The sequence below is a fragment of the Ferrovibrio sp. GW821-FHT12E11 genome, from assembly GCF_058806975.1.
On sequence record NZ_JBXAQG010000001.1, the window covers coordinates 741664 to 768449 of the forward strand.

Annotated in this window: 23 protein-coding genes; 5 read left to right on the forward strand and 18 right to left on the reverse strand. The window is 65.5% G+C overall.

The features are described 5' to 3' along the window. The 8 genes from AC1ROT_RS03715 to AC1ROT_RS03750 form a co-directional block, all read right to left on the reverse strand. Positions 1–1341, reverse strand: coding sequence for a M16 family metallopeptidase (locus tag AC1ROT_RS03715; RefSeq protein WP_492997260.1), 1341 nt, complete (start codon positions 1339–1341; stop codon positions 1–3). Positions 1342–1350: 9 nt separating this feature from the next. Continuing rightward, positions 1351–2574 (reverse strand): M16 family metallopeptidase, encoded by a 1224-nt coding sequence (locus AC1ROT_RS03720; RefSeq protein WP_492997261.1) that lies wholly within the window; start codon positions 2572–2574, stop codon positions 1351–1353. A 130-nt stretch (positions 2575–2704) separates the two neighbouring features. Beyond that, on the reverse strand, positions 2705–3340 hold the full coding sequence (locus tag AC1ROT_RS03725; RefSeq protein ID WP_492997262.1) for a DUF3035 domain-containing protein: 636 nt from the start codon (positions 3338–3340) through the stop codon (positions 2705–2707). A 105-nt stretch (positions 3341–3445) separates the two neighbouring features. Continuing rightward, positions 3446–5380 (reverse strand): PAS domain-containing sensor histidine kinase, encoded by a 1935-nt coding sequence (locus AC1ROT_RS03730; RefSeq protein WP_492970064.1) that lies wholly within the window; start codon positions 5378–5380, stop codon positions 3446–3448. Between the two features lie 217 nt (positions 5381–5597). Beyond that, the gene (lspA, locus tag AC1ROT_RS03735; protein WP_492997263.1) at positions 5598–6092 is read right to left on the reverse strand and encodes a signal peptidase II; all 495 of its coding nucleotides are present in this window, start codon (positions 6090–6092) and stop codon (positions 5598–5600) included. Next, entirely contained in the window at positions 6089–8917 is a 2829-nt protein-coding gene (ileS, locus tag AC1ROT_RS03740) for an isoleucine--tRNA ligase (protein ID WP_492997264.1), read from the reverse strand. Before ileS ends, lspA begins: the two co-directional genes overlap by 4 nt. Positions 8918–9112: 195 nt before the next feature. Then, positions 9113–10039 carry a bifunctional riboflavin kinase/FAD synthetase gene (locus AC1ROT_RS03745; RefSeq protein ID WP_492997265.1) on the reverse strand — a complete coding sequence of 309 codons (927 nt, stop codon included), beginning with the start codon at positions 10037–10039 and terminating at the stop codon, positions 9113–9115. Between the two features lie 35 nt (positions 10040–10074). After that, positions 10075–10512 carry a MaoC family dehydratase gene (locus AC1ROT_RS03750; RefSeq protein WP_492970059.1) on the reverse strand — a complete coding sequence of 146 codons (438 nt, stop codon included), beginning with the start codon at positions 10510–10512 and terminating at the stop codon, positions 10075–10077. A gap of 143 nt (positions 10513–10655) precedes the next feature. Between AC1ROT_RS03750 and AC1ROT_RS03755 the strand changes: the two genes are divergently transcribed. After that, positions 10656–11465, forward strand: coding sequence for an HAD-IIB family hydrolase (locus AC1ROT_RS03755; RefSeq protein ID WP_492997266.1), 810 nt, complete (start codon positions 10656–10658; stop codon positions 11463–11465). On the opposite strand, the gene AC1ROT_RS03760 is transcribed toward AC1ROT_RS03755, so the two are convergent. Further along, complete coding sequence (locus tag AC1ROT_RS03760) at positions 11462–12619, reverse strand: EAL domain-containing protein (RefSeq protein ID WP_492970057.1); 1158 nt, start codon at positions 12617–12619, stop codon at positions 11462–11464. The two genes, AC1ROT_RS03755 and AC1ROT_RS03760, sit on opposite strands and share 4 nt — an antisense overlap. Positions 12620–12725: 106 nt before the next feature. Between AC1ROT_RS03760 and AC1ROT_RS03765 the strand changes: the two genes are divergently transcribed. Next, positions 12726–13397, forward strand: coding sequence for a glutathione peroxidase (locus AC1ROT_RS03765; RefSeq protein ID WP_492997267.1), 672 nt, complete (start codon positions 12726–12728; stop codon positions 13395–13397). A 39-nt stretch (positions 13398–13436) separates the two neighbouring features. Next, positions 13437–14306 carry a 23S rRNA (adenine(2030)-N(6))-methyltransferase RlmJ gene (locus tag AC1ROT_RS03770; protein WP_492997268.1) on the forward strand — a complete coding sequence of 290 codons (870 nt, stop codon included), beginning with the start codon at positions 13437–13439 and terminating at the stop codon, positions 14304–14306. Between the two features lie 11 nt (positions 14307–14317). On the opposite strand, the gene AC1ROT_RS03775 is transcribed toward AC1ROT_RS03770, so the two are convergent. Further along, the gene (locus AC1ROT_RS03775) at positions 14318–14818 is read right to left on the reverse strand and encodes a nuclear transport factor 2 family protein (protein ID WP_492970054.1); all 501 of its coding nucleotides are present in this window, start codon (positions 14816–14818) and stop codon (positions 14318–14320) included. Between the two features lie 128 nt (positions 14819–14946). Here AC1ROT_RS03775 and AC1ROT_RS03780 point away from each other — a divergent pair, with 128 nt between their 5' ends. Together AC1ROT_RS03780 and AC1ROT_RS03785 are read left to right on the forward strand one after the other, a co-directional pair. Next, positions 14947–15447 carry a low molecular weight protein-tyrosine-phosphatase gene (locus tag AC1ROT_RS03780; RefSeq protein WP_492997269.1) on the forward strand — a complete coding sequence of 167 codons (501 nt, stop codon included), beginning with the start codon at positions 14947–14949 and terminating at the stop codon, positions 15445–15447. An 80-nt stretch (positions 15448–15527) separates the two neighbouring features. Continuing rightward, complete coding sequence (locus AC1ROT_RS03785) at positions 15528–15740, forward strand: hypothetical protein (RefSeq protein WP_492970052.1); 213 nt, start codon at positions 15528–15530, stop codon at positions 15738–15740. Between the two features lie 3 nt (positions 15741–15743). Here the strand turns inward: AC1ROT_RS03785 and glcF are convergent, their stop codons facing one another. From glcF to AC1ROT_RS03825, 8 genes are all read right to left on the reverse strand, one after another. After that, on the reverse strand, positions 15744–17033 hold the full coding sequence (gene glcF / locus AC1ROT_RS03790; protein ID WP_492997270.1) for a glycolate oxidase subunit GlcF: 1290 nt from the start codon (positions 17031–17033) through the stop codon (positions 15744–15746). Between the two features lie 2 nt (positions 17034–17035). Next, complete coding sequence (gene glcE, locus AC1ROT_RS03795) at positions 17036–18262, reverse strand: glycolate oxidase subunit GlcE (RefSeq protein ID WP_492997271.1); 1227 nt, start codon at positions 18260–18262, stop codon at positions 17036–17038. Positions 18263–18266: 4 nt separating this feature from the next. Continuing rightward, positions 18267–19754, reverse strand: coding sequence for an FAD-linked oxidase C-terminal domain-containing protein (locus AC1ROT_RS03800; protein WP_492997272.1), 1488 nt, complete (start codon positions 19752–19754; stop codon positions 18267–18269). Positions 19755–19767: 13 nt separating this feature from the next. Continuing rightward, entirely contained in the window at positions 19768–20502 is a 735-nt protein-coding gene (locus AC1ROT_RS03805) for a FadR/GntR family transcriptional regulator (protein WP_492997273.1), read from the reverse strand. Positions 20503–20649: 147 nt separating this feature from the next. Beyond that, positions 20650–20775 carry a type B 50S ribosomal protein L36 gene (gene ykgO / locus AC1ROT_RS03810; RefSeq protein ID WP_324220155.1) on the reverse strand — a complete coding sequence of 42 codons (126 nt, stop codon included), beginning with the start codon at positions 20773–20775 and terminating at the stop codon, positions 20650–20652. Positions 20776–20906: 131 nt separating this feature from the next. After that, a complete protein-coding gene (locus AC1ROT_RS03815; protein WP_492997274.1) occupies positions 20907–22991 on the reverse strand; it encodes a methyl-accepting chemotaxis protein in 2085 nt (694 codons plus the stop codon). A 221-nt stretch (positions 22992–23212) separates the two neighbouring features. Continuing rightward, a complete protein-coding gene (locus tag AC1ROT_RS03820; RefSeq protein ID WP_492997275.1) occupies positions 23213–23635 on the reverse strand; it encodes a response regulator in 423 nt (140 codons plus the stop codon). 8 nt (positions 23636–23643) lie between these two features. Beyond that, positions 23644–26754, reverse strand: a complete 3111-nt coding sequence (locus AC1ROT_RS03825; protein WP_492997276.1) for a hybrid sensor histidine kinase/response regulator — start codon at positions 26752–26754, stop codon at positions 23644–23646. Between the last annotated feature and the right edge of the window lie 32 nt (positions 26755–26786).

Sequence of the window (26786 nt, forward strand, 5' to 3'; positions counted from 1 at the left end):
TCAGCCACCCTGCTTTGGCGTTTCCAAGCCGGCCGGCTGTCCCACCACCACGATCAGATACTCATTGCGGGCGAACAGGCGCTGCGCCACGCGACGGACGTCATCCTGGGTGATGGCATTGATCAGGTTGGGATAGGCATCAATGTAATCGGGGCCAAGGCCGGTATTCTGCATCGCCACCAGCATGCCGGCGATAGCGGCATTGGAGCTGAGCCGCAGCGGGAAAGATCCGGTCATGAAGGATTTGGCCGAAGCCAGTTCGGCATCGCTGACGCCGTCTTTGGCCACCTTGGCCAGTTCGGCGCGCACCAGCCTGAGCGCATCGCCAACCTGGGCATTGCTGGTGGCCAGCGACCCCGACAGCAACGCCGAGGCCTTGTAGGGCGTGAGCTGGGTGCCGACCGAATAGACCAGGCCGCGCTTCTCGCGCACCTCCTCGAACAGCCGCGACGTCATGCCGCCGCCGCCGATCACCTGATTCAGCACGGTGGCGGCGTACCAGTCGGCATCTTCGCGCGCGATGCCGGGCGCACCCAGCAGCACAATGCTCTGCGGATTGGGGAACGGAATCACGACGGGCGTTGCCGCGGTCTGCGGCACCACCGTGGCCGGCAGCACCACCTGCGGTTCCGCCGGCAGGCTGCCGAAGGTCTGGTCCACCAGGCGCGCCAGCTCCTGGGGCGTGATATCGCCGACCGCACCGATCACCAGATTGTTGCGGGCCAGCAGGCTGCGGGCGAAGCCGGCCAGCTCCGGCCGGTTGATCCGCGTCAGGCTTTCGGTGGAGGGCGATGAGCGGCGGCCATAGGGATGGTCGCCATAAGCAAGCTGGGAAAACCGCTCGCCGGCCAGCGCGTTCGGGCTCTGCCGGCTGCGTTCGTAGGCGACGCGCGCCTGGGCCTTGCTGCGGCTGAGCGGCTCGTCGTCGAAACGCGGCGCCGTCATGCTGAGCTTCAGCAGTTCAAAAGCACGCTCGCGATGCTGGATGAGCGTGCGCAGGCTGACGCTGGTGTAGTCGCGGTCGGCACTGAAATCGATGCTGATCGCCTTTTCCTGCATGGCCTCCTGGAACGCATCGGTGTCCAGATTGCCGGCGCCCTCGGTGAGCAGGCCGGTGGCAAGGCTGGCCAGCCCTTCCTGCCCGGCCGGATCGCTGGACGAACCGCCGCGCCAGGCCGCCTGCAGACCCAGCATCGGGATTGCCGGTTCCTGTACCAGCCAGACCGAGATGCCCAGCGGTGTTTTGATCTGCTCGATCTTCGGGCCGGCCCAGGCGGCGGTCGCGGCGCAGACCAGCGCAAGCGCGAGCGCGAAGCCACGGAAGGAAGACAGCATCGCCATTCCGGGTTCCTAACCTTGCTTGGGTAGCAGATGGCCGGTCACCGACCGGCGCAGATCGAAGACATAGCGCGCAGCCGCCAGCACCTGCTCGGCGGTGACCGCATCGACCAGACGCGGCCAGGCTTCGACATCCTCTACCGTCAATCCGCTGGTCAGCGCCGCGCCGAAGGTGCGCGCCGCGCCCGACAGGCTGTCGCGGGCGAAAACGGTTTCCGCCTGCATCACGGTCTTGGCGAGCTGCAGTTCTTCGGCCGTGACGCCCCGGGCCAGCACGGCGGCGATCACCTCATCCAGCGCTGTCTCGACCTCTTCCAGCCTGCGGCCCGGCTTAGGCGAGGCGCTGAAACCGAAGGTGGCGGGATCAAGCGAGAGCGAGGAATACCAGGCGCCGGCCGAAACCGCCGGCCCTTCGCCCTGCACCATCGCCTTGTACAGCCGGCCGGTCGCCGCATTCAGGATTTCCGACAGCACCGACAGCGGCAGGGCATGCTGCTTTTCGCCGGCACTGCGCGTCGGCGCCAGATAGGTGCGGCGCATGGATGGCTGCGACACGCGTGCGTCGCTCATGCTCAGGCGGCGCGCCGCCAGCTGCTGCGGCTCCTGCGGCCGGAACCGCGCCGGGATCGGCCGCATCGGGATCAGGCCGTAATATTTCTCGGCCAGGCGCTTCAGCTCCGGCAGCGTCACATCGCCGGCCACGATCAGGATGGCGTTATTGGGGGCATACCAGGTGCGATAGAAGCTCATCGCATCCTCCAGCGTCAGGCGCTGGATTTCCTGCGGCCAGCCGATCACCGGGCGGCCATAGGGATGGCTGAGATACTGGGCGGCATCCAGCTGCTCGCCGAACAGCGCGCCGGGATTGTTGTCGGTGCGGCTCAGGCGCTCTTCCATCACGACCTGCAATTCAGGTTTCGCGTCGGCCGCGCGCGGCTGCAACTGGTTCATGCGCTCGGATTCCATGCGCATCACCAGTTCCAGGCGGTCCTTGGCGATGGTCTGGAAATAGCCGGTATAGTCCGACGAGGTGAAGGCGTTGTCGCGGCCGCCCTCGCGCGCCACGATCTTGGAGAACTCCGCCGGCGGTACGCTCGGCGTGCCCTTGAACATCAGGTGTTCGAGATAATGCGCCACGCCGGAAACGCCGGGCTGCTCGTCGGCGGCGCCAACCTTGTACCAGACCATGTGATGCACGATGGGCGCGCGGTGATCCTCGATCAGAATCACCTGCATGCCATTTTCCAGCACTAGCTGGCTGGGGCGAAAGACCTGGGCTCGGCTGTCGCCGCCCCATCCTGCTGCGCCTGCAATCAGTGCGGCGGACAGGGCAACAATCAGGCGATGCAGCAACGCGGTCTCCGTATCAGAAAATACCCTCGAGCGGGCCGCGCTCACGGCGCTTGATCAGCGGCACGTCACCGGCTGTGGTCGGCTTGCCCGTCGCGGCATTCTCGCGCAGGCGCTGGGTTTCCTTGGCCGGATCCAGCGGTGTGCCCGGCTGTTCGGCCGACTGCCAGAAGATCAGGCGGTCGACCAGGCGGCGGTCGCGTTCGGCCAGCTGGGTGAATTCGTCATTCACCTTGCGGCGGATATCGGGATCGGCATTGCTGGCCTTGGCCTGCTGCAGCAGGGCGGACTCACCGGCCGAGCGCGGCTGCTGCGCCACGGCGGCGCGGTTCATCGGCGTCAACTGACCGGCAGCATCGGTGCTGGTGCCCGACAGGGCGGCGGCAGCCCGATCGCGGGCCGGCACTTCCTGGGGCCGCGGGGCGCCCGGCTCGGGCGGCCGCAGGCCGAATTCGGGCGGCAGGACCAGAGGCGCCTTGGTGACCACGACAAATTCGTCCGGGGTTTTCTTGTTCAGACCCAGCGCATCGCGGGCACCGCTGCAGCCCCCCAGGATGAAGGGGAGCGCCAGCACGGCCCAGGCGAGCGACGGACGGCCCATCGCGGGGCGGCCCATCGACGGGCGGCAGCCGGCCTTGTTCGGTCGACGCATGGCGGAACGATCCTTCTCAGTAACGGAGCGGGGGATTTTACCCTTGCCCAAGCCCTCCGCACAAGGGCGGCCGGAGCTTGGCAAACCGGCAAAAACACCGGGGCGTCAGCCGCCGATGACCATATCCGGCGGCAGACGAATCGTGGCCACCGTACCGGCTTCCTCGCGGCTGTTGATCCGCAGGGTGCCGCCATGCAGTTCGACGAATTTGCGGCTGATCGCCAGCCCCAGGCCGGTGCCCTCGCTGCGGCGGCGGATATTGGGGTCGCCCTGCCAGAACGGCTCGAAAATCCGCGACAGGTCTTCGGCGCGGATACCCACGCCGGTATCGCGTACGGTGATCTCCACGCCGCCATCGGGCAGCCGTCCGCCGCCGACCTCGACCTGACCGCCGGCGGGGGTGAACTTGATCGCATTCGACAGCAGGTTCAGCATCACCTGCTTGATGGCGCGCGCGTCGATCCGCACCGCCGGCATCTCGTCGGGGAAGACATCGAGCAGATCGATCTCCGCCTCCTGGGCCCGCCCCTTCACGATGGTCAGGCAGTCGCCGATCACATTGGGCAGCGCGCTGGTCTCCAGCGACAGCTCGTAGCGCCCGGCCTCGATCTTCGACATATCCAGGATGTCGTTGATGACATGCAGCAGATGCCGGGCGCTCATCACGATGTCTTCGGCATAGTCGAAATAGCGGTCCGAATTGGCGCCCCACATGCGCAGCGTGATGACTTCCGCAAAGCCGATGATGGCATTGAGCGGCGTGCGCAGCTCATGGCTCATATTGGCGAGGAATTCCGACTTGGCGCGATTGGCGGCAATGGCATGTTCGCGCTCGCGCGCATAGGACGCCGCCAGCCGCTCCAGATCCTCGGCCTGGGCCCGCAGCCGGCCATTGGCCTCGTCCAGGGCCTTTTCCGCCTGCTTGCGCTCGCTGATATCCAGCGTGATGGAGAGAATGCCGCTGGGCTCGCCATTGCTCTTGTGCAGCGGCACCTTGTTTTCCAGCATGGTCAGGATCCGGCCATCGGCCAGCCGCAGGCTGCGTTCGCGATTCAGCACGGGGAGTCCGCTGGACAGCACCGCCTCTTCCATCGCCCGGCCGAAGCTCACGAAGTCCTCGCGATCCTCCGCCGCAATGCCGCCCAGCGGCAGATCGTCGATACGCTTGCCGATGATCTCGTCCGGTTCCAGGTCGAAGGTCTCCGCGACCTGGCGGTTGACCAGCAAATACCGGCCATCGATATCCTTGACGCTGATCGGCGCCGGCGTGGCATCCAGCACGGTGCGCAACAGTTCGCGGCTGCGCTCCACCTCGGCCAGGTATTCGCCGCCGGCGCGCAGGATTTCGTTCACCCGCTCGGCCAGCAGGCCGAATTCGTCATCCGCATGATTCTTCGGCACGGTGATGCGGGTTTCGTCGGGCCGGCGCGGATCGGCCTTGCCCAGCTGGGCCACCAGATTGAGCAGCGGCCGCGTCAGCGTGAAATAGAACAGCACGGCCAGGATCAGCGCCAGCACGAAGTTGCGCACGAAACCGGTGAGCACGACCACCCAGGTTCTTTCCAGCACGCTGCGCGCCAGCAGGGTGCCATCGACCGCCACCCGCATCTCGCCCACCAGGTCCTGGTCGCGCGGGCCGTACAGCGGGCGGACCACCACTTCATCGGTGCTGGGCAGCATGGTGGCCAGGCCGCTGGGCGGGGTGACGCTGTGAGCGCGCTCCTGCATCGCCATGCGGCGGCCGTAGTTGTCGTAGATTTCGGCCCGCCAGATCGGCTTGTAGAGCAGCAGGCCGCTGACCACACGGGCCGCCAGCTGCTCGTCCAGCGCATAGGCGGCCTGGGACGCGGCATCGTTCAGCATGTCCATCACCTGGGTGACGGTCGCCTCACGCTGCTCGACTTCGTTGCGGATATCGAGCACCAACTGGAACAGGCTGGACAGGAAACCAAGCAGCAGGGTGGCGATCACCGTCGCCTTGACCTGCTTGGCGGAAAGCTGATGACGGACAGCGGACAGCCGCCGGGAGGATGAGGTCATGCTGCGCCTGCCGGCCGGCCGGCACGTCGCTGAACCAGACGGCGCGCTCTGTCGTTCCGCTTTTCCAACCGGTTATTCCGTTCGGATACTCGCCGCGCCCGAAGCATCCTGCCTCTCGTGGAACTCGCCCCCAAGGGTGAATGCTGCCACCATTCTTTGACCGGCGCAACGAATCGCCGGAACATATATTTAAGGTGGTAATTTTCGCCTTTGCGCCTTATGCGCCGTCGCGACTGCCGGACCGCGGCAGGATCGTATCGAGCAGCAACAGTCCCACACCCACCACAATGGCGCAGTCGGCGATGTTGAAGGCAGGCCAGTGCCAGCCGAAGGCATGGAAATCGAGAAAGTCGAAAACCGCCCCGAACCGTATGCGGTCGATAATGTTGCCGATAGCGCCGCCGATGATGCCGCCGAGCGCCAGCGCTGTCAGCCGGTACTCGGCCCGCCACAGCCAGATCGCCAGCCAGACCAGAACGGCAACCGCAACGGCGATCAGGGTCCAGCTTCGCAGGGCGCTGTCTTCGCGAAACAGGCCGAAGCTGACGCCGGTATTCCAGACCATGACCAGGTTGAAGAACGGCGTCATCCTGATCCCGGCCGGATTCTGCTGCATCAGATCGAGGAAATAGACCTTGCTGAGCTGGTCGGAAACCAGCACCAGCACAGCCGCGATCAGGCCAAGCCGCACGGCCATCGGGCGGCTTATCACGACAGGGCCTCGCTGCAGCGCTTGCACAGATCGTCATGGTCCGGCACATGACCGACTTCCGGCAGCACCTGCCAGCAGCGCTCGCATTTCAAGCCCGAGGCCTGCTGCGGCACCACGGCAACACCCTTCACATCCTCGCTGCGGAAGGCTTCGGCCGGACCCTCGCCCTCACGCAATGTGATGCCCGAGGTGATACAGATCTCGGCGAAGTCGAGGCCATCGAGGGCCGCGATATCCTCGGCCGTCGCATAGACCACCGGATGGGCCTGCAGGCTGGCGCCGATACGCTTTTCCGCGCGCTCGATCTCGATGGCGCCGGTGACAGCGCGGCGCACCCGGCGCACGCGCTCCCATTTCGCGCCCAGATCGGCATTCAGCCATTCGGCCGGCACCGCGGGGAAGAGTTCGCGATGCACGCTGCCGTCTTCCGACGGATAGCGCGTCAGCCAGGCCTCTTCGGCGGTGAAGCTGATGAAGGGCGCCAGCCACTTCACCAGGCAATCGAACAGGCGGTCGAGCACGGTGCGAGCGGCACGGCGGCGGATGCTGGTCGTCGCGTCGCAATAGAGCGCATCCTTGCGGATGTCGAAATAGAAGCCCGACAGGTCGACTGCGCAGAAGTTATACAGCGCCACATACATGCGGTGGAAATCGTAAGCCTCGCAGCTTTCGCGCACAACCGTGTCCAGTTCGGCCAGGCGATGCAGCACCCAGCGTTCCAGGTCCGGCATCTGGGCATGCGACAGCCGCTCGGATTCATCGAAGCCGGCCAGATTGCCGAGCAGATAGCGCAGCGTGTTGCGCAGGCGGCGATAGGCATCCGACTGGGCCTGGATGATGGTCTTGCCGACGCTCAGATCGTCGGAGTAATCCGACGACACCACCCACAGGCGCAGGATGTCGGCGCCCGACTGCTTGATCACATCTTGCGGCTCGGTCGTGTTGCCGAGCGACTTGGACATCTTGCGGCCCTTCTCGTCCAGCGTGAAGCCGTGCGTAAGAACCGCATCGTAGGGCGCGCGGCCACGGGTGCCGCAGCTTTCCAGCAGGGAGGAATGGAACCAGCCGCGATGCTGGTCCGAACCTTCCAGATACAGCGAGGCCGGCCATTTCAGGTCGGGTCGCTGTTCCAGCACGAAGCTGTGCGTCGAGCCGGAATCGAACCAGACATCGAGAATGTCGGTCACCATCTTCCAGTCGGACGGATTGTACTGATTGCCGAGGAAGTCGGCCGGCTTGGCGGTGAACCAGGCATCGGCGCCGCCCTTCAGGCAGGCTTCCACGATGCGCTCGTTGACCTCCGGGTCCTTCAGCAGCTCGCCGGTTTCCCGGTTCTCGAACACGGCAATCGGCACGCCCCAGGCGCGCTGACGGCTGATCACCCAGTCCGGGCGCTGCTCGATCATGGCATAAAGACGGTTGCGGCCGCCGGCCGGATAGAATTGGGTCGCGTCGATGGCGGCCAGCGCCTTCTTGCGCAGGTCGTTGGTGGTCATCGAGATGAACCACTGCGGCGTGTTGCGGAAGATCAGCGGCGCCTTCGAGCGCCAGGAATGCGGATACTGGTGGCGCAGACGGCCCTTGCCCAGCAGCGCGCCGGCCTCGATCATCACCGCGATGACGCGGCCATTGGCGTCGCCATCCTTGCCGGCATCGTCCAGCACGCGGGCCGGGTGGTCGCCGCCGAAGACCGGCACGTGATGGAAGTAACGGCCATCGGCATCCACCGTATGCGGCACTTCAATGCCGTTGGCGGTGCCAAGATTGTAGTCGTCGGCGCCATGACCCGGCGCGATATGCACAAAGCCGGTGCCGGCATCCATGGTGACGAAATCGCCATGCAGGACAGGCACATTGAATTCATAGCCCTGGCCGCGCAGCGGATGGGCGCAGATCGTGCCGAGCAGGTCGGCGCCGGTCAGGCTGGCCAGTTCAGTGAACGCTTCAATGGCGCAGGCCTTGGCGATGCCTTCGACCAGGTCTTTTGCGACGATCACCTCGTCGCCCACCTTGGCCAGCGACTTCTCTGCAATCGCATCGATGCGCAGCCGCACATAGGCCGCGTCCTTGCTCATGGCGATGGCGCGGTTGCCGGGCATGGTCCAGGGCGTGGTGGTCCAGATCACGATGGATGCGCCCTCGACCGCCTTGGTCGAAGCCTTCACCACCGGGAACTTGACGAAGATGGTGGACGAGGTGTGCTCGTGATACTCGACTTCCGCCTCGGCCAGCGCCGTGCGCTCGACGATCGACCACATCACCGGCTTCGAGCCCTTGAACAGGCCGCCGTTCATCAGGAATTTCTGGATCTCGCGCACGATCTGGGCTTCGGCTGCGAAGCTCATGGTCGTGTAGGGATTCTTCCAGTCGCCGATCACGCCCAGCCGTTTGAATTCCTCGCGCTGGATGCCGATCCAGTGTTCGGCGAAATCGCGGCATTCCTTGCGGAACTCGTCAATCGGCACGTCGTCCTTGTTCTTGCCGGCGTTGCGGTACTTTTCCTCGATCTTCCATTCGATCGGCAGGCCATGGCAGTCCCAGCCCGGCACGTAATTGGCGTCGAAGCCCATCATCTGCCGCGAGCGGTTGATGACGTCTTTCAGGATCTTGTTCAGCGCATGGCCGATATGCAGGTTGCCGTTGGCATAGGGCGGGCCGTCATGCAGCACGAACTGCTCGCGGCCCTTCGAGTCTTTGCGAAGCTGCTCGTAGAGGCCGAGCTTTTCCCAGCGGGCGAGGATTTCCGGCTCCTTGGCCGGCAGGCCGGCCTTCATCGGGAAATCGGTGGTGGGCAGGAATACGGTCGGGCGATAGTCGGTGGTCATGGCTCAACTCGGGTAACGCGCCGCGGGCGCGGTGGCCGGCGCGAATTTTAAGGAAAAGTCGAGGAAATCCCGGGCCTTAGATAAGGACCGGGCCGCTAATTCGCGGCGCCCGAAGGCCGACCGATATGGCGAATTGCCCAAGCATGGCGATGATCTAGCACTCCGGCCCCCACCTGTCGAGGCAGGTGCGCCGGCCTAGTGGTTGGCCAGCATTGCCTTCGCCGCCTCGACATCGGCGGCGATCTGGCGCTTCAGCGGTTCAGGGCCTTCATATTTCACTTCCGGCCGCAGGAAGCCGTGGAATTCGACCCTCATGGACTGGCCGTAAAGGTCGCCACTGAAATCGAACAGATAGACCTCCAGCTTCACATCGGTCTGGTCCGCGAAAGTCGGACGGATGCCGAGGCTGGCAACGCCATCATGGGTCTCGCCGGCAACAACCGCACGCACGGCGTAGATGCCGAATTTCGGCACCTGGAAATCGGTCATGGCCACATTGGCGGTGGGATAGCCGAGTTCACGGCCGCGCTTGTCGCCATGCTCCACGGTGCCGATGATTTCCCAGGGCCGGCCGAGAATGCGGTTGGCGCCAGCCACATCGCCGGCTTCCAGCAGGCGGCGCACGCGCGTGGAGGAATAGGTCTCGCCATCACCCTGCGCGGATACCACCGTGACGCCGATGTGATGCGTCGTGCCGAGGTCACGCAGCAGGTCGGTAGTGCCGGCCCGCGCCTTGCCAAAGGTGAAATCGTAGCCAACCACCACATGGCTCAGACGCAGGTCGCGCGCGAGGATATGATCGACGAAATCCTGCGGCGACTGGCCGGCCAGTTCGGCCGTGAACGGCAGCGCCAGCGTCGCCTTGACGCCGAGGTCATTGAGAATCCGCGCCTTGGTTTCCAGGGCGTCGAGCCGGAAGGGCGGCGAGGACGGCACGAAAAAGCGGCGCGGATGCGGCTCGAAGGTCATCACCGCCAGCGGCTTTTGCGTGCGCTCGGCCTCGGCCTTCGCGGCAGCAATCAGGGCGCGATGCCCCAGATGTACGCCGTCGAAATTGCCGATGGCCGCCACGGCGCCATGAAGCGCGGGCGGGAAACTGGCGCTGGAACGAAGAAGACGCATGCTGGCCGTGAATCCCGGGGAAAGTCCCGGCGCCGTTACCTGGCCTTGCGGGAGACCATCATGGTGGCGGCGCCGTCGATCACCACAGTATCGCCTACCCGGCATTCGCAGGCAAAGGTCACACGGCGCTTCTCGGGAATGATTTCGCTGACCGTCACCCGGGCCACCACGGTGTCGTCGATGCGCACCGGCGCCTTGAAGCGCAGATCCTGCGAAACATAGATGCAACCCGGACCCGGCAGCTTGGTGCCCAGCACCGTGCTGATCAGGCTGGCGCCCAGCATGCCATGGGCAATCCGCCCCTTGAACGGCGTGGCAGCGGCGAAGACCTCATCCATATGCACCGGGTTGGTGTCGCCCGAGACATCGGCGAAGGCGACGATATCGGCCTCGCTCACCGTCTTGGTGAATTCTGCCGTCATGCCGACCTGCAGGTCTTCCAGGTAATAGCCGTGCAAGGCCTGATAGGTCATGGCTGGTCCTTTATGGGCGCCAATATCGGCGCGTGAGCGGGCGGTTGACGGACTTTTTTATGGCGGCGACTATAACCGCCCCTTCGCAGGCCGGGCAACCCGCCCGTTCGCACCTGCAGCATAGACATTTGTATATCAGACCAATGGTAGATATCCGCCCGCTGACCACGTTTTCCGCAGCCCAACGCAGCGGCATCAAATATGTGCTGACCGATATCGACGACACCCTGACCAGCCATGGCCGGCTGACGGCGGCGGCGTATACGGCGCTGGAGCGGCTGAGCGAGGCGGGCTTTCTGGTTATTCCGATCACCGGCCGGCCGGCCGGCTGGTGCGACCTGATCGCGCGTTTCTGGCCGGTGGATGCCATCGTCGGCGAAAACGGCGCGCTGACCATGCGCTACGACCGGACGAAGAAGCTGATGCACCGCCGCTTCTTCCAGACCGATACCGAACGCCGGGCGGCACGGCTGAAGCTGGATGCGCTGGCCGAAACGATTCTGCGCGAGGTGCCGGGCACGGCGCTGGCCTCCGACCAGCAGTATCGCGAATGCGACCTCGCCATCGATTTCTGCGAGGACGTGGCCCCGCTGCCGATGGCCGAGGTCGACCGTATCGTTGCGCTGTTCGAGGCGGCCGGCGCCACCGCGAAGGTCAGTTCGATTCATGTCAACGGCTGGTTCGGTCATTGGGACAAGCTCACCATGACGCGCGTGCTGTTCGAAGAAGCTTATGGCCTGCAGCTCGACGCCGTGCGTGACCAGATCGTGTTCGCCGGCGACAGCCCGAACGATGCGCCGATGTTCGGCTATTTTCCCTACAGCGTCGGCGTGGCCAATGTGCGGCCGTTTCTGGACCGGATTGCGGCGAAGCCGGCCTTCGTCACGAATGGTGAAGGCGGCAGCGGCTTTGTCGAACTGGCCGATGCCCTGATCGCGGCGAAAGGCGCCTAGGCGGCCTTGGCCAGTTTCGGCGCGCCGAACAGCAGGCCCTGACCGAGCGGGAATTCCAGGTCGCTGAGCTTCAGCAGATCGGCTTCCGATTCCACCTTCGACAGCACCGGCAGCATATTGCTGCGCTCGCAGATTTCGCGCAGGTCGGCGAGATCGACTGGCGACTTCGAGATCGCGCCGATATCGCTGAACACGGCGGCATTGAACTTCAGAAAGCGCACGCCATGGCGCGCCAGCTGGGCGAAATCGACGTCGAAGCGGTCGATGCCGTCGACCGACAGCGCAAAGCCCAGCCCGGCAATCTGGCCCAGCCGGTAAAGCCCGGTGCGATCCAGCGCCCGGACGCCCTCATAGGCGAATTCCAGCACGATATTGGCGGCGTGTTCGCGTTCGCGCTGCAGGAATTCGAACAGCGGATTGAAGGTCTCGATCTGCGCCAGCATCGCCGGCGACAGGTTGAGGAAAAAGCCGACATCCTTGGCGCGCTGTTCCAGCTTGCGCACCATCTGCACGCCGCGCAGCAGCATCAGGGCATCGAATTCGGCGCGCAGGCCGGCGGCTTCCAGCGCCGGAATGCAATCGGCGGCCTGATAGGCCTTGCCGTCGGCATCGCGCGGGCGCGCCAGCAGTTCGAAGAAGCGGATGCGTCGCTGCGGCAGGCTGACGATCGGCTGCACATGCAGTTCGACGCGGTTGTTGTTCAGCGCATCGCGCACCGCATCCAGCAGCGTGCCGTCATCGGCCGGCTCGGGGATACTCAGCGGCGCAATCGTCAGTCGCGGCTCGGCGCGGCCGCCTTCATTGGCGACAGGCCGCAGCACCGGCGCCGCCGGCACAACGACACTGATCGGCGTGGCAGGCGGCGCAGCCGAGAGGGAGGGAGAAACGGCCGGCATGGCTTCCGCCGGATGCAGGCCGGCATCGGTCAGACGCACAACCTCTTCCGACAGGGCATCGATCTCGGCAATCAGGCGCTGCTGAATACGGCGGCGCATCCACATCTCGCGCAGCGCCCAGAAACCCATCAGCAGCGTCAGCGCCACCAGGGCCGGATGCTCGCCGCTCAGGCCGGGCACCAGACGCGTCAGCGACACGCCGCCAACCAGGGCGGTCAGCGACAGCGCGGCGAAGGTGAGCAGTCCGGTCAGCGACATGTCTTCGGGCCTCGGAGGGCAAAGCGGAACGGGCCGAATTGGCTCTGGCCCGCCGATATATCAACGCTATAGTTAGGCCTGAGTTGCGTTAATGGAGGATGAATCCATGGCTGCCCCCGACCGGGACGAAGGGAATCAAGGTCTTGCCGCACGACAGGCGGCCCGCCTGCCCCTGCGCCGCCGCCTGATCAGCGGCCTGCTGTCGCTGCCCTGGATCGCCGCCGGCCTGACCCTGCTGTGGCCCGATCCCGGCGTCCTGGCGCAAAGCAAAACCCGAGGGAGCACCGGCATGAGCGCCTATGATTTCACTTTCACCGGCATCGACGGCAAGCCGCTGCCGATGACGCAGTTCAAGGGCAAGGTGGTGCTGCTGGTCAACACCGCCTCGCAATGCGGCTTCACCCCGCAATATGCCGAACTCGAAACGCTGTACAAAACCTATCGTGACAGGGGCCTGGTGGTGCTGGGGGTGCCGTCGAACGATTTCGGCGGCCAGGAGCCCGGCACGGCGGCGCAGATCAAGGATTTCTGCGAGGTGAATTTCGACATCGATTTCCCGATGACCGACAAGCAGGCGGTGATCGGCCCCGGCGCGCATCCGCTGTATCAGTGGATCGGCAAGGAACTGGGCGAAGGTGCCCTGCCGAAATGGAATTTCCACAAATACCTGATCGCCGCCGATGGCAGCCTGGCCGAGGTCTTCCCCACCCCGGTCAAGCCGACCGACCCCAAGGTGACCAAGGCCATTGAAGCGGCCCTGCAGAAAGCGAAAGTCTGACGGTTCTTTTACCGGCAGATATGCCGTAAAGCTGCCGCCATGAACTACCGCCACGCCTTTCATGCCGGCAATTTCGGGGACGTGCTCAAGCATGTCGTGCTGCTGGAACTGCTCGATGCCTTCCACCGCAAGGCCAGCCCGGTGCATCTACTCGACAGCCATGCCGGCATCGGCCTGTACGACCTCGCCGCCTCGGAAGCCCAGCGCAGCGGCGAATATCGCTTCGGCATTGGCGCCGTGCTGTCCGATCCCGCCGCCGGCAAGCTGCTGCCGCGCTACAGCGCCGCGCTGAAGCGCCTCAATCCCGAGCTGCAGTCGGGCGGCAGCGGCCTGCGGATCTATCCCGGTTCGCCCTGGCTGCTGGCGCAGAGCCTGCGCGACGACGACCGGCTGACGCTGTGCGAACTGCATCCGCAGGATGCCGAAATCCTGAAGGCCGCCATAGCCGATGAATTCGGTCATGACCGCCGCATCCAGATCCAGCATCGCGACGGCTTCGCCGGGCTGAAGGCGCTGACCCCGCCGACGCCGCGCCGCGGTCTGGCGCTGATCGATCCGGCCTTCGAGGGCAAGGACGAATTCGAGATCCTGACCAAGGCCGTGCTGAACACGCATCAGCGCTGGACCACCGGTCAGCTTGCCGTCTGGTATCCGATCAAGGACCAGCGCAGCATCGAGCGCTGGAAGACCGACCTGGCCAAAGAGCTGAAGAGCGAAACCGTCTGCGTCGAACTGACCGTGCGCCCGGCCAAGGACGCCGCCCAGATGAGCGGCAGCGGCCTCATCATCGTCAATCCGCCATGGCAACTGGCGCAGACCCTGCAGCCGATGCTGGATTTCCTGAAAAGCCGCCTGATCCGCGAAACCGGCGGCGGTGCCCGCATCCAGACGCTGGTGAAGGGCGACTAGCAGTCCCTGGACTAGTGGATGGTCCCCGACGACGGATCATCATCGTCGTCGTCCTCATCATCCTCGTCCAGATCGTCATCCTCGTCGCCGATATCGTCGTCGGGATCGGGGTCGTCGTTGCTGGCGCCACCCGGCGGCGGCGTCGCCACCGGCCCGGCCTGGTGATGGCTCAGCTTCCAGCCCTTGCCCTCGCGCACGAAGATGTTGGAGGCGATCAGATACTGGTCCTCCACCCGCTCGAAGCACAGCACCAACGCCACATCGCCCCACAGCGTGACACGCGGCGCCATCATCTGCAGCGCCGGCTGCGACGGATTGGCCAGGATGCGGCGCCAGCCTTCCAGCACGGCGTCGCGGCCGGTCAGCGGCGGCCAGCCCGGATGGATGCAGCAGATCGGCGCCGCCTTGGCCCACAGGCCGGCCATGGCGTCGTTGTCGCGGTTGGCAAAGGCGCGGTAGAAGGCGGCATTGGCCTCCAGCAGCGCGGTTTCGTCATCGGGCGGCTTGCTCATTGCCACCCAGTTTAGAATGAGCCGCCCCCGGACGGTAGTGTCCCTTGCGGCCAGTATCTTGCCGCCCGGCTTGCCGAATGCTTCCCTGCCCGCCGACGTCACCCAGAAACACCCGAACCGGAACCGCCATGGCGCATGATTTTTCCATCCTGATGGTCTGTACCGGCAACATCTGCCGCTCGCCCACCGCCGACGGCCTGCTGCGCCACCGGCTGCGCGATGCCGGCCTGGGCGACCGCGTGCTGGTCGACAGCGCCGGCACCCATGACTACCACATCGGCGACCCGCCCGATCCGCGCAGCACCGCCACGGCGCGCGGCTATGGCGTCGACCTGAGCCTGCTGCGCGCCCGCCAGGTGACGGCCGATGACTTCGCCGGCTTCGATCTGATCCTGGCTATGGATGAAGGTCACCACAGCCAGTTGCACCGGCTCTGCCCGCCGCCATACAGGGACAAGGTGAAACTCTACCTCTCCTATGCGCCGCAATTCGGTCGCATCGTGCCCGATCCCTATTACGGCGGCCCCGACGGTTTCGAGACGGTGTGGCGCATGTGCGAGGCGGTCACCACGGCGTTACTGGCGGAAATCCGCACCCGGATCGATACCGGAAGAAACACCGCAAGCTGATGATCGAAAAGTAACATTCTCAGTTGCAGGCTTTTGCCTTATATCTCCGGCGTTACAATCGAATACCAGGGAATGCCGCCATGCGTGTTGTCTTGAGTCTTGCTCTTCTGCTTGCCGCCACGCCGGTTCTTCCGGTGTTCGCACAGAGCAATCCCGTCGCCGTGGCGCAGGAGGCCTGCATGCGCGAGCTTCGCGCCAGCCTCAAGGCCGGTCAGAAACTGACCGACCAGCAGCGCATGGTCGCCGAGGAACAGTGCCGCGCCCGCGCCGAAGCGGCGCAGCCCCGGAAGTAAACCTCAGCCTTTTATGGCGTCCGGTCTGGGCCCGCCCGTGGCCCAGTCGAGCAGTTGCACCGTGTGCAGCACCGGCACATCGATGCCGCTCGATATCTGTACCAGACAGCCGATATTCCCCGCCGCCACCGCATCGGGCGACACGCTGCGGATATTCTTCACCTTGCGATCCCGCAGCTGCCCCGCAATCTCGGGCTGCAGCAGGTTGTAGGTGCCGGCCGAGCCGCAGCACAGATGCGCTTCCGGCACATCGCGCACGGTGAAACCGGCCTGGCTCAGCAGCTGTTTCGGCAGGCCGGTGATCTTCTGCCCGTGCTGCAGCGAACAGGCGCTGTGATAGGCGATGGTCAGGGCCGTCGCGCTGCCGTCAGGCTTGATACCCAGGGTGGTCAGCACCTCGGTCACATCCTGGGCCAGCGCCGCAACCTTAGCAGCCTTCTCCACCCAGACCGCATCGCTGCGCAGCATGAAGCCGTAATCCTTGATCGTCGTGCCGCAGCCTGAGGCGTTGATCACGATGGCATCCAGGCCATTCGCCTCGGCCTCGTCGTGCCAGGCGGCAATATTCGCCTTGGCCATCGCATGGGCATCATGCTCCCGGCCCATGTGATGCGGCAGCGAGCCGCAGCAGCCAGCGCCGGCCGCAACCACCACCTCGCAGCCATGCCGCGTCAGGAGGCGGATGGTGGCGTCGTTGATCGCGGGATCGAGCACGCGCTGGGCACAGCCGGTCAGCAGCGCCACCCGCATGCGGCGCTCGCCTTCGGCCTGGAACACCTGCGGCTTGTCGCGTTCCGACGGCACCGGCAGCGTCTTCGGCGCCAGCGCCACCATCGCCTTCAGCCGCGCCGGCAGCAGGAAGCGGAACAGTTTGCCGACCTGCGCCAGACGCAGCGACAGGCGGAACAGGGTCGGATTGGGCAGCACGCGCGCCAGCACGCCGCGCAGGACCCGGTCCACGAACGGCCGCTTGTAGGTCTGCTCGATATGGGCGCGGGCATGATCGACCAGATGCATGTAATGCACGCTGCTCGGGCAGGTGGTCATGCAGGACAGACAGCTCAAGCACCGGTCGACATGACGCACGGTCTCTTCCGTGGCCGCCTGCCCGCCCTCTAACATTTGTTTGATCAGATAGATGCGGCCGCGCGGGCTGTCGCGTTCGTCGCCGAGCAGCACATAGGTGGGGCAGGTGGCGGTGCAGAAGCCGCAATGCACGCATTTGCGCAGGATGTCGTTGGACGCGGCAATGCCCGGATCGGCAAGCTGGGCGATGGAGAAGGAGGTTTGCATCGTCAGGCCCCCGCGACCATGCGGCCGGGATTGAGAATGTTTTTCGGGTCGAAGCTGTCCTTCACCCGGCGATTGAGCGCGGCCAGCGCTTCGGCTTGCGGTTGGAACACGTCCTGCGCCGCCCGCACGCCGGCTTCGGCGCGGATCAGCGTGGCATGGCCGCCATGCTGGGCGACGATCCGGCGCACCAGCGCCGCATGGGCGTCCGTTGCCGGCGGCAGGGTGAGCCAGACCAGGCCGCCGGCCCAGTCGAAGAAGAACTGCGCCGCCGGTTCGGCCGCCGCGATCTCGGCTGTTACCGTCGCACCGTCCAGCGGCGCCACCGACAGTCGCCACAGCACGCGTTCCTGCGGCAGCACGAAGCAGGCGACATCGCGGAGTTCGCGCCACAGCCAGGCAGAGTTCATCGAATGCAGTTCCTCCAGGCCGCCGAAGGGCTGCAGCAGCTCGCGCAGGGCGGCGCAGCGCGCCGTCACCGAAATATCCGTGCCTTCGACGCGGATCGCCGTCACGCTCCGGCCGGCCTGCGCCAGATAGCCCACGCCCGAGCGTGCGGCGATGCCAGCCGGCAGATGGGCCAGACCGGAGACTTCATGGGGTGAAGCCGCCGCCGTCGCCATCACCTGGGCTGCTTTGGCGTCATCCAAACCCAGCACCAGCACGGTGCGGGTCTTTTCCGGCGCCGGCAGCACCTTCAGGGTCACTTCGGTCAGCGCCGCCAGGGTGCCATAGGCGCCGCAGACCAGTTTCGGCAGGTCGTAGCCGGTGACGTTCTTCACCACTTTGGCGCCGGCCTTGAAGATTTCGCCGCGACCGGAAACGGCCGCGAAACCGAGCAGATGGTCGCGCACCGCACCGGCCTTGAAGCGCCGCGGACCGGCAAGGTTGCAGCCGATCATGCCGCCGATGGTGCCGCGTCCGGCCGGGCCGCCCCAGAGCGGGCCGAAATCCGGCGGCTCGAAGGCGAGCATCTGGTTGCGGGCGCCGAGCAGCTTTTCCACATCGCTGACCAGCGTGCCGGGCCGGAGCGTCAGCACCAGTTCCGCCGGTTCGTAATCCAGGATGCCGCTCAGGCGGCTCAAGTCGAGCGCATAGGCGTTCTGCGCCGGACGACCGAGGCCGTGCTTGCTGCGATGGCCCTGCAGCTCCAGCGGCTTGCTCTCGGCAACGGCCCAGCGGATCACATCCACCACATCGGTGGTGCCGGCAGGAATGAAGGTCTCAGGCATCGGCTTAGAATCTCGGCAGATCGGGGAAAGCAAGCTGGCCCTTATGCACATGCATGCGGCCGAGCTCGGCGCAGCGGTGCAGCACGGGGAAGACCTTGCCCGGATTGAGGCGGTGATTGGGATCGAAGGCGCATTTGACCCGCATCTGCTGCGCCAGGTCGTCCTCGGTGAACATCGCCGGCATCAGGTCGCGCTTTTCCACACCCACGCCATGCTCGCCGGTCAGCACGCCGCCGACCTCGACGCAGAGCCGCAGGATATCGGCGCCGAAATCCTCGGCGCGCTGCAGCTCGCCGGGATTGTTGGCATCGTAGAGGATCAGCGGATGCAGGTTGCCATCCCCGGCATGAAACACATTGGCCACCCGCAGGCCATATTTCTCCGACAACAGGCCCATGCGGGTCAGCACCTCGGGCAGCTTCTTGCGCGGGATGGTGCCGTCCATGCAGAGGTAATCCGGCGAGATGCGGCCGACGGCAGGAAATGCCGCCTTGCGCCCGGCCCAGAAGGCGACACGCTCGTCTTCGCTCTGCGAGACGCGGCAGCTCACCGAGCCGCAGGCTTCGGCAATCGCGCGCACGCGGGCCAGAAGATCGTCCACCTCGGCGGGCGGACCATCCAGCTCGATGATCAGCAGGGCCTCGACGTCGCGGGGATAGCCCGCATGCACGAAATCCTCGGCCGCATGGATCGCCGGACGGTCCATCATTTCCATGCCGCCGGGGATGATGCCGTTGGCGATGATCTTCGCCACGCAGTCGCCGGCGGACTCAGACGTCGGGAAACCGGCCAGCACGGCGCGCTGGGTGGTCGGCTTGGGGAGAATGCGCACGGTGACTTCGGTGATGACGCCGAGCAGCCCTTCCGAACCGCAGATGATGCCCATCAGGTCATAGCCTTCGGAATCGAGATGCTTGCCGCCCAGGCGAATGATATCGCCGTTCATCAGCACCATCTCGAGGCCGAGGATGTTGTTGGTGGTCAGGCCATATTTCAGGCAATGCACGCCGCCGGAATTCTCGGCCACATTGCCGCCGATGGTGCAGGCGATCTGGCTGCTGGGATCCGGCGCATAATAGAAACCGCGATGCTCGACCGCGCGGGTAATCCCCAGATTGGTGACGCCGGGCTGCACGGTTGCACAGCGGTTGTCCCAGTCGATATCGAGCACCTTGTTGAACTTGCCCAGGCCGAGCAGCACCCCATCAGCCAACGGCAGCGCACCGCCCGACAGCGACGTGCCGGCACCGCGCGGCACCACCTTCACATTGCGCGCATTGCACACCTTCAGAACCTCGGCCACCTGCTGCGTGTTGCCGGGCAACACGGCCACCATCGGCAACTGGCGATAGGCGGTGAGGCCATCGCATTCGAAGGCGCGGAGCGATGTTTCATCCACGATCACGCCCTCGCCCGGCACGATGCGGCGCAGATCGGCGATCAGCGCCAGGCGCTGGGCGAGAATATCGGTTTCCGGTGTCGGCATCAGCATGGGGCGTCTCCGGTCAGGATGTCGGTCGGGCGGCCGCATAGCGCGCAGCCGCGGCGGCGATATGACTGCGGGCGGCATCGCCCGCCGCCGTCGCATCGCCAGCGACGATGGCATCCAGCAGCCGGCGATGTTCGGCCTGGGATGCCGCTGCCGCACCAGCCGTGCGGGCCGCCGGCCGCCAGGTGAGTGCGCGGGTGGCCGAGAAATGCTGGGCCAGGAAGGTGGCGAACTGCGCCAGATAGGGATTATGCGCCGCCGCCGCCACAGCGGCATGGAAGCTGTCATCGCTGGCGGCGCCGGACTCGTCGTTGGCCTGCAGCGCCGCTTCCATGCCGGCATAGGCGGCGCGCAGGGCGGCGATGTCCTGGCTGCTGCGGCGGCTGGCGGCAAATTCCGCCATGCCGGCCTCGATCACGCTGCGCAGCTCGAAGACATGCAGCAGATCCTGCGCCGTCAGCAGGCCCGGTGGCGCAATGCGAAAATTGGCCAGCCCTGGATTGAGAGCGACAAAAGCGCCGGCGCCCTGACGCGTCTCGACAAAGCCATCCGTCTTCAGCCGGGCGATCGCTTCGCGCACCACGGCGCGGCTGACGGCAAAGCGCTCGACCAGTTGTTTTTCGGTCGGCAGGCGGTCGCCGGGCCGGAAATCCCCCGCACGGATCGACTCAGACAGCCGTCCGGCCAGCATGGCACTGAGGCCGGTGCTGCGGGGCAGGTCGGAGACGGCGGGATCGCTGGAAAAGGCCATGGGGACTCGGGGGCGCAAATTTGTCTGACAAGCTGACAACTTGTCAGAACCGCCGTCCCCGTCAAGCCCAAAGAACGGGGCAGGCGCAAAGCAAAAGGCCCGGCTGTTTCCAGCCGGGCCTTTTAAAACATCAGCAATGCGAGGGGCTTAGCCCTGGCGCGCCTTGAACCGCGGGTTGGTCTTGTTGATCACATAGACCCGGCCCTTGCGGCGGATGACGCGGCAATCGCGATGGCGAGTCTTGGCCGACTTGAGCGAATTGACGACTTTCATGACACCCTCAAAACCAACAAAAAACCAGGCGCAGCGCTTTGCCCGCCCGGCGGAAAAGTGGGCCGGACCATACCGGGGGGTCCCCCACCTGTCAACCGGAAACCCCGCCGGAAAATCCGGCCTTTAACCCCTTAGAATTCCTGCCAGTCCTCGTCCGCGGCGGCCTTGGCCGCCGGCGCTGCGGCCACGACCTGCGGCACCGGCCTGGCCGGACTCGCCACGGGCTTGGATACAGGCTTTGCCGCCGGCTTCGTGGCGGGGGCCGATGCCACCACCACCGGCCGGCTGGCCACGATCGGGGCCTCGCTGCCGGTCTTGAAGAAGCTGACCAGTTCGGCCAGCTGATGCGCCAGGTTGTTGAGCGCCTGGGCCGCCGCGGTGGTCTCTTCCACCAGGGCGGCGTTGCGCTGGGTGATCTCGTCCATCTGGCCCACGGCGGTGTTGATCTGGTCGAGGCCGGTGGCCTGCTCGCGGCTGGCGGCGGCAATCTCGGCGACGATATCCGACACCTTCTTGATGGCGCCGACGATCTCGGTCAGCGAACCGCCGGTCTGGTTCACCAGAGTGGCGCCGGTCTTCACCTGCGCGTTCGATTCAGAGATCAGGCCCTTGATGTCCTTGGACGCATTGGCCGAGCGTTGCGCGAGCGCCCGCACCTCCTGCGCCACCACGGCAAAACCCTTGCCGGCCTCGCCGGCACGCGCGGCTTCGACCGAGGCATTGAGCGCCAGCAGGTTGGTCTGGAAGGCGATCTCGTCGATCAGGCCGATGATGTCGCTGATCTTCTGTGCACTCGCCTCGATCTGCGTCACCGCAGTCACCGCATTCGACACCACGGTGCCGCCACGCTCTGCCGTGTCGCGCGCCGCGGTACCAAGCTGGTTGGCGGCCTGGGCGTTATCGGCATTCTGCCGCACGGTGGTGGTGATCTCATGCATCGACGCGGCGGTCTCTTCGATGCTGGCCGCCTGGCTTTCCGTACGGCTGGCCAGATCCTGGCTGCCGGTGGAAATCTCGTTGGCGGCGCCCTTCACCGACTGCGCCGTCTTGCTCAGATTCATGGCGAACTCGCGCAGGCGCGACGCCATGGTATTGGCGCTTTCCTTCAACTGGCCGAAAACGCCGCGATATTCGCCCTTCACCGATTTGGTCAGATCGCCGCCGGACATGGCGCCCATCACATCGGCCATCTCGCCGGCCATGGTCTGCAGGGTCGCGGCCAGGCGATTCAGTTCCTGGCTGGTGGAAAGGAAGAAGCCCTCCTTGCCGGCTTCGCTGATGCGGCCGTCCAGATCGCCTTCCGCCACCTTGTTCACCAGGATGGCGATTTCCTCGCCGGCGGCCTTTTCGCGGGCTTCGCGCTGGCTGCGCTGCTCCTCGGCGATGCGGCGCTGCTCGGCGATATCGGCCTCGGCCTGTTCGCGGGCGATCATGTTGTCCTTGAACACCTGCACGGCCTTGGCCATTTCGCCGATCTCGTCCTTGCGTTCGCTGCCGGTGACGGCGACGCCGGTGTTGCCCTCGGCCAGGGTGTTCATCACGCCGGTGATGCGGCTGATCGGCCGGGTCAGCGTGGCGATGACGATATACAGCGCCAGCAGAACAGAGACGGCAATGGCGGCGACCGTGATGGTAATCAGCAGCGGCCGCTGCGTGTTGTAGAATTGCGTCAGGTTGTTGTTGACCTCGATCACGCGCTGGGCATTGCGCTGGGTGATCGCCTCGACGGCACGGTTGAGCGCCTGGCGGTTGGCACGGTTGGCATCGTTGTCGCCGAATTCGCGTGCCTGGCCCGGGGCGCCTTCGATGCCGAGCCGCGCCAGCTCGCGGCGGAACTGCACGAACTGGCCGACCACGGCCAGGAACTGCTTGGCTTCGTCGCTGCTGGCGGCCTGCGGGCCGATCAGCGCGGTCCAGTCCTTGACCAGGGCCTCGATCTCGCCAGTGAATTTCACGATGCCGGCGGAATAGGGCCGCGCCGCCGCCGCATCCGACATGTAGACGCCGCGCGAGTCCATCACCACGGCATAGACCAGCGCATTGAGCCGCTCGCCATACTGGGTCTGCTTGGCGATGTTCTCCATCACATTGGTCTGCTGCTCGAACCGATCGAGCGAAACCACCCCCATAGTCCCCACGGCTGCGGCTGCGATGGCCAGCAGCGCAACGACAGCGAGTACACGCGGGCCGATTTTGAGATTGGATGCGAGCGACATGGCAGTTTCCCCACCGAATATTCCGATTGTGCGACGCTCTGGCGTACCACAAGGTTTTGATCTGGCGGGGTTAATTTTCACACACCCAGGCTCACGCCTGCGATATTCATTATACATACCACTTTGTACAACCGGTATATGCTCGCATAAGTTTAAATCGCCCCTGCCCGGGACCAGCCGAACAGGCTCTCCGCCGCGCAGCCGGCGTCAGCCAGCCCGCGCTACAGCGCGCCGATTTTTTTCAGAACACTGTCCACGCGCTGCTGAAGCAGGACGGGCGAAACCGGTTTGGCCAGATAACCGTCTGCACCGGTCTTCTTGGCCGCCAGCACGGTTTCCTGCTGGATGTCGGCGGTCAGGAAAATCACCGGCGTCTGCGAGAGCGACGGGTTGGCCAGCGCGCGCAGCTTGGCCAGGAAATCGAGCCCACCCATCGGCTCCATATGGATGTCGCACACCACGACGGTGGGGCGCGTGCGCAGGACCTCGTTGAAACCGTCCTCGCCATTCTCCGCTTCGTCGACACGGTCGAAGCCGAGCTGGCGCAGCATGCCGCAGATGGTCAGCCGCGTATGCTTCTCGTCCTCGACGACCAGAATCCGCGACTTGGCATAAACCGTTTTCTTGTCCACCGCGCCCTGCATTCTATTCCCTATAATGCTAGAATTTCCGGCATCAAGCCGTGCAGCTCTTCGTAACTCGGCGCCAGCAACCGCGCCATAACCTTCGCCATCGCCACATCCTGGGCATCGCAGGCATCCTGCAGGTCAGCCGCGACCTGGCCCAGGCGCTGCGCGCCGACGGAATAGGCCGCGCCCTTCAGGGCATGGGCGACACGGCGGATATCGGCATAATCCCCCGTCGCCGCCGCCTGGTCGATAGCCGTGATCTTGTCCGCCGTTTCGGCGACAAACTCCTGCAGCAGATCCTTCACCTTGGCATCGAAGCTGCCAAAGCTGCTGCGCAGGGTCTGCGGATCGAAAATATCGACATCCCAGCCGATGGCGGGCTGCGCGGCCGCCTGCGCTGCATGGCGCGCCCCGGCCGCCGGCCGGCGCAGCGGCAGCGCCTCGGGCAGGAAACGTGCCAGGGTCTCTCCCAGGTGACGGGAATTGATCGGCTTGGTCAGATACTCGTCCATGCCGGCGTCGATACAGCGCTGGCGGATGCCGGGCAGCGCATCGGCGGTCAGCGCGACGATCGGGATGCGCTTGGCGCCCGTCGACGCCTCCATCTGACGCACATGATGGGTCAGCTCGAACCCGTCCATTTCCGGCATGTGGAAATCGGTCAGCAGCAGGCCGTAGGGCGAGTTTTTGTAAAGCTCCAGCGCCGCCGTGCCGTTCTCCGCGATCTCGCAGGCCAGCCCCAGGCGGCTGAGCATCTGGGCAATCACGGTCTGGTTGGTCTTGTTGTCCTCCGCAACGAGGATGAGCGCGCCGGCCTCGCGGGCTTCTTCCAGCGGCGGCGGCGCGAAGGCCATATCGTCCCGTTCGATATTCTGAATCTGGAACTGCGTGGCCGGTACCAGGCCGAGCGCAACGGCAGCGGCGCGCCACAGGATCGGACCCAGGATCGGATAGGTCAGCGCGATGCGGAAATGCGTGCGCTGCGCGGCATCCAGCGTCGAGATCAGGTTGCGCGGCGCGATCACCGCATAGCAGGCCGTCTGGCCGAACTGGTTCGCCAGCCGCAGGCTGGGCAGGTCGGCGCAGCGCGGATCGACCAGAACCAGGTCGAAATCCTTGCGGCCCAGCCCGGCGGCGTCCTGGTAGCTTTCGGCAATGGCAATGTCGGTGATGTCGCCGGCCTCAAGGTAACGGCGCGCGACCGTGGCCTGCACCGGCGGCAGGCCGAGCAGCAGCACGCGCGTTCGCGCAATGGGTTCCTGCGGCTGCGGCCGGACGGGCACGGTCTCGGCCGGCGGCAGCGGCAACTCGAACCAGAAGACGGTGCCCTTGCCGGGCGTGCTGGAGGCGCCGATGCGCCCTTCCATGATCTCGCAGAGCCGGTGGCAGATCGACAGGCCAAGACCGGTGCCGCCGAACTTGCGGGCCGTGGAGGAATCCGCCTGGACGAAGGGCTGGAACAGCTTGTCCACCTGCGCCTGAGTCAGGCCGATGCCGGTATCCTCGATCTCGAACCGCAGGGCATCCCTGCCCCCATCGCCCATGCGCAGGCGAATGGTGACCTGGCCGACTTCGGTGAACTTGACGGCATTCGAACCGAGGTTCAGCAGTACCTGCCGGATGCGGGTCGGATCGCCGATGCGCTGGTCGGGGATCGAGGGATCGATGTCGAGCACGAATTCCAGGCCGCCATTGTCGGCCTTGGGCGCCAGCAACTCGCCGACCCCGCCGATCAGATCCGTCAGGCCGAACGGAATGCGTTCGATATCGAGTTTCCCGGCCTCGATCTTGGAGAAATCGAGAATGTCGTTGATGACGGTCAGGAGCGATTCGGTGGAATCGCGGATCACCTTCGCCATGCGGTGCTGGTCGGCATCCAGCGGCGTGAGTTCCAGCATCTCGGCCATCGACATCACGCCGTTCATCGGCGTGCGGATCTCGTGGCTCATGGTGGCGAGGAAGGTCGATTTGGCCTCGGTGGCGGCCTCCGCCTGGTCGCGGGCGACACGCAGTTCCACCTCGGTCTCGCGCCGGGCCGCCACTTCGCTGCGCAGCCGCGCCGTATAGATCACGCCGACGATCAGCGCGAGGGTGACCATGAAGGCGATGCCGAGATTGCGCTGCAGCTGTTCATTGGCCGGCGCCAGCACTATGGCCTCGGGCAGGCCGACATAGGTATTGAACGGCCAGCTCTGCCCGGCGATCGGACTCATCGCCGCGATCAGCGGGCCGCCGCGCTGGCGCTCGACCCGGCCTGACGGCGCGCTGTCGGTGAGCACGCCATACATGGCCGCCGCGTCGCCGTCATTCAGGTCGGCGACCCTGATGTAATCCGGGGTACCCGTGGCCGCGCCCGATCGCGCCCGCGCCACCAGGGCCGGATGCCACAGCACCTCGCCCTCGCGGTTGGCGATGAAGATCTTGCCGCGCAGGCGATCCGCCTCGACCTGGATCAGGCCGCTTACGGTGCTAAAGGGAATATCGAAGCCGACGACGGCATCGATCCAGCCGAGATAGTCATGCAGCGGCACCGCATAGGTGATACGGGGGTCAGCCTGCGCATCGCCCAGATGCGGCGGCAGCCAGACCGGCTGGTTGCGCTCCATGGCACGCTGGAACCAGTGCTGCCGGCGCGGATCGTCGGCAGGCGCGTCCACGATATGCCCGGCCGGACCGCGATCGATAATCCGGATGGTCGGCGCGGCGCCGCCTTCGGCATTCGGGGCGGGCACTTTTTCCACGGCGTAAAAAGCGCCATTGGGAAAGCCGATGTAGATCCGGCTGAGCATCGGCGTGCGCTCCAGCAGCGCGCCGGCAATCGGAATGAACAGGGACACCGGATCGTCCCGGCCATGAATCTGCCGCACGATGTCGCGCAGCATGGTGCCGGCCAGCAGTAGCGGCTCGAAATGCCGCACCATCTGCTGATTGAGCTGGGTGGCCTGCTGCCGTGCGTTCAGCAGGCCGTCATGGACCAGAGTGGCGCGTTCGCGGTTGTAGAGATAGGCGATGACGCCGATCGCGAGGGCGCAGATGACGGCGAGCAATGCGAACTGCGCGGTCAGGACGCGCGGATTGGCATTCCATTGAACGGTGGAGGCCTGCATGCGCAGGATGGACGGATTGCTGCTCAATAAACTTGGCGGTCTGTCATCCGAATGGATGC

Excerpts from the sequence above, each read along its gene's own strand:
- AC1ROT_RS03715 (WP_492997260.1), bottom strand. The coding sequence starts at position 1,341 with ATGGCGATGCTGTCTTCCTTCCGTGGCTTCGCGCTCGCGCTTGCGCTG.
- AC1ROT_RS03720 (WP_492997261.1), bottom strand. The coding sequence starts at position 2,574 with ATGCAGGTGATTCTGATCGAGGATCACCGCGCGCCCATCGTGCATCAC.
- AC1ROT_RS03725 (WP_492997262.1), bottom strand. The coding sequence starts at position 3,340 with ATGCGTCGACCGAACAAGGCCGGCTGCCGCCCGTCGATGGGCCGCCCC.
- AC1ROT_RS03730 (WP_492970064.1), bottom strand. The coding sequence starts at position 5,380 with ATGACCTCATCCTCCCGGCGGCTGTCCGCTGTCCGTCATCAGCTTTCC.
- ileS (WP_492997264.1), bottom strand. The coding sequence starts at position 8,917 with ATGACCACCGACTATCGCCCGACCGTATTCCTGCCCACCACCGATTTC.
- AC1ROT_RS03745 (WP_492997265.1), bottom strand. The coding sequence starts at position 10,039 with ATGCGTCTTCTTCGTTCCAGCGCCAGTTTCCCGCCCGCGCTTCATGGC.
- AC1ROT_RS03750 (WP_492970059.1), bottom strand. The coding sequence starts at position 10,512 with ATGACCTATCAGGCCTTGCACGGCTATTACCTGGAAGACCTGCAGGTC.
- AC1ROT_RS03755 (WP_492997266.1), top strand. The coding sequence starts at position 10,656 with ATGGTAGATATCCGCCCGCTGACCACGTTTTCCGCAGCCCAACGCAGC.
- AC1ROT_RS03760 (WP_492970057.1), bottom strand. The coding sequence starts at position 12,619 with ATGTCGCTGACCGGACTGCTCACCTTCGCCGCGCTGTCGCTGACCGCC.
- AC1ROT_RS03765 (WP_492997267.1), top strand. The coding sequence starts at position 12,726 with ATGGCTGCCCCCGACCGGGACGAAGGGAATCAAGGTCTTGCCGCACGA.
- AC1ROT_RS03770 (WP_492997268.1), top strand. The coding sequence starts at position 13,437 with ATGAACTACCGCCACGCCTTTCATGCCGGCAATTTCGGGGACGTGCTC.
- AC1ROT_RS03775 (WP_492970054.1), bottom strand. The coding sequence starts at position 14,818 with ATGAGCAAGCCGCCCGATGACGAAACCGCGCTGCTGGAGGCCAATGCC.
- AC1ROT_RS03780 (WP_492997269.1), top strand. The coding sequence starts at position 14,947 with ATGGCGCATGATTTTTCCATCCTGATGGTCTGTACCGGCAACATCTGC.
- AC1ROT_RS03785 (WP_492970052.1), top strand. The coding sequence starts at position 15,528 with ATGCGTGTTGTCTTGAGTCTTGCTCTTCTGCTTGCCGCCACGCCGGTT.
- glcF (WP_492997270.1), bottom strand. The coding sequence starts at position 17,033 with ATGCAAACCTCCTTCTCCATCGCCCAGCTTGCCGATCCGGGCATTGCC.
- glcE (WP_492997271.1), bottom strand. The coding sequence starts at position 18,262 with ATGCCTGAGACCTTCATTCCTGCCGGCACCACCGATGTGGTGGATGTG.
- AC1ROT_RS03800 (WP_492997272.1), bottom strand. The coding sequence starts at position 19,754 with ATGCTGATGCCGACACCGGAAACCGATATTCTCGCCCAGCGCCTGGCG.
- AC1ROT_RS03805 (WP_492997273.1), bottom strand. The coding sequence starts at position 20,502 with ATGGCCTTTTCCAGCGATCCCGCCGTCTCCGACCTGCCCCGCAGCACC.
- ykgO (WP_324220155.1), bottom strand. The coding sequence starts at position 20,775 with ATGAAAGTCGTCAATTCGCTCAAGTCGGCCAAGACTCGCCATCGCGAT.
- AC1ROT_RS03815 (WP_492997274.1), bottom strand. The coding sequence starts at position 22,991 with ATGTCGCTCGCATCCAATCTCAAAATCGGCCCGCGTGTACTCGCTGTC.
- AC1ROT_RS03820 (WP_492997275.1), bottom strand. The coding sequence starts at position 23,635 with ATGCAGGGCGCGGTGGACAAGAAAACGGTTTATGCCAAGTCGCGGATT.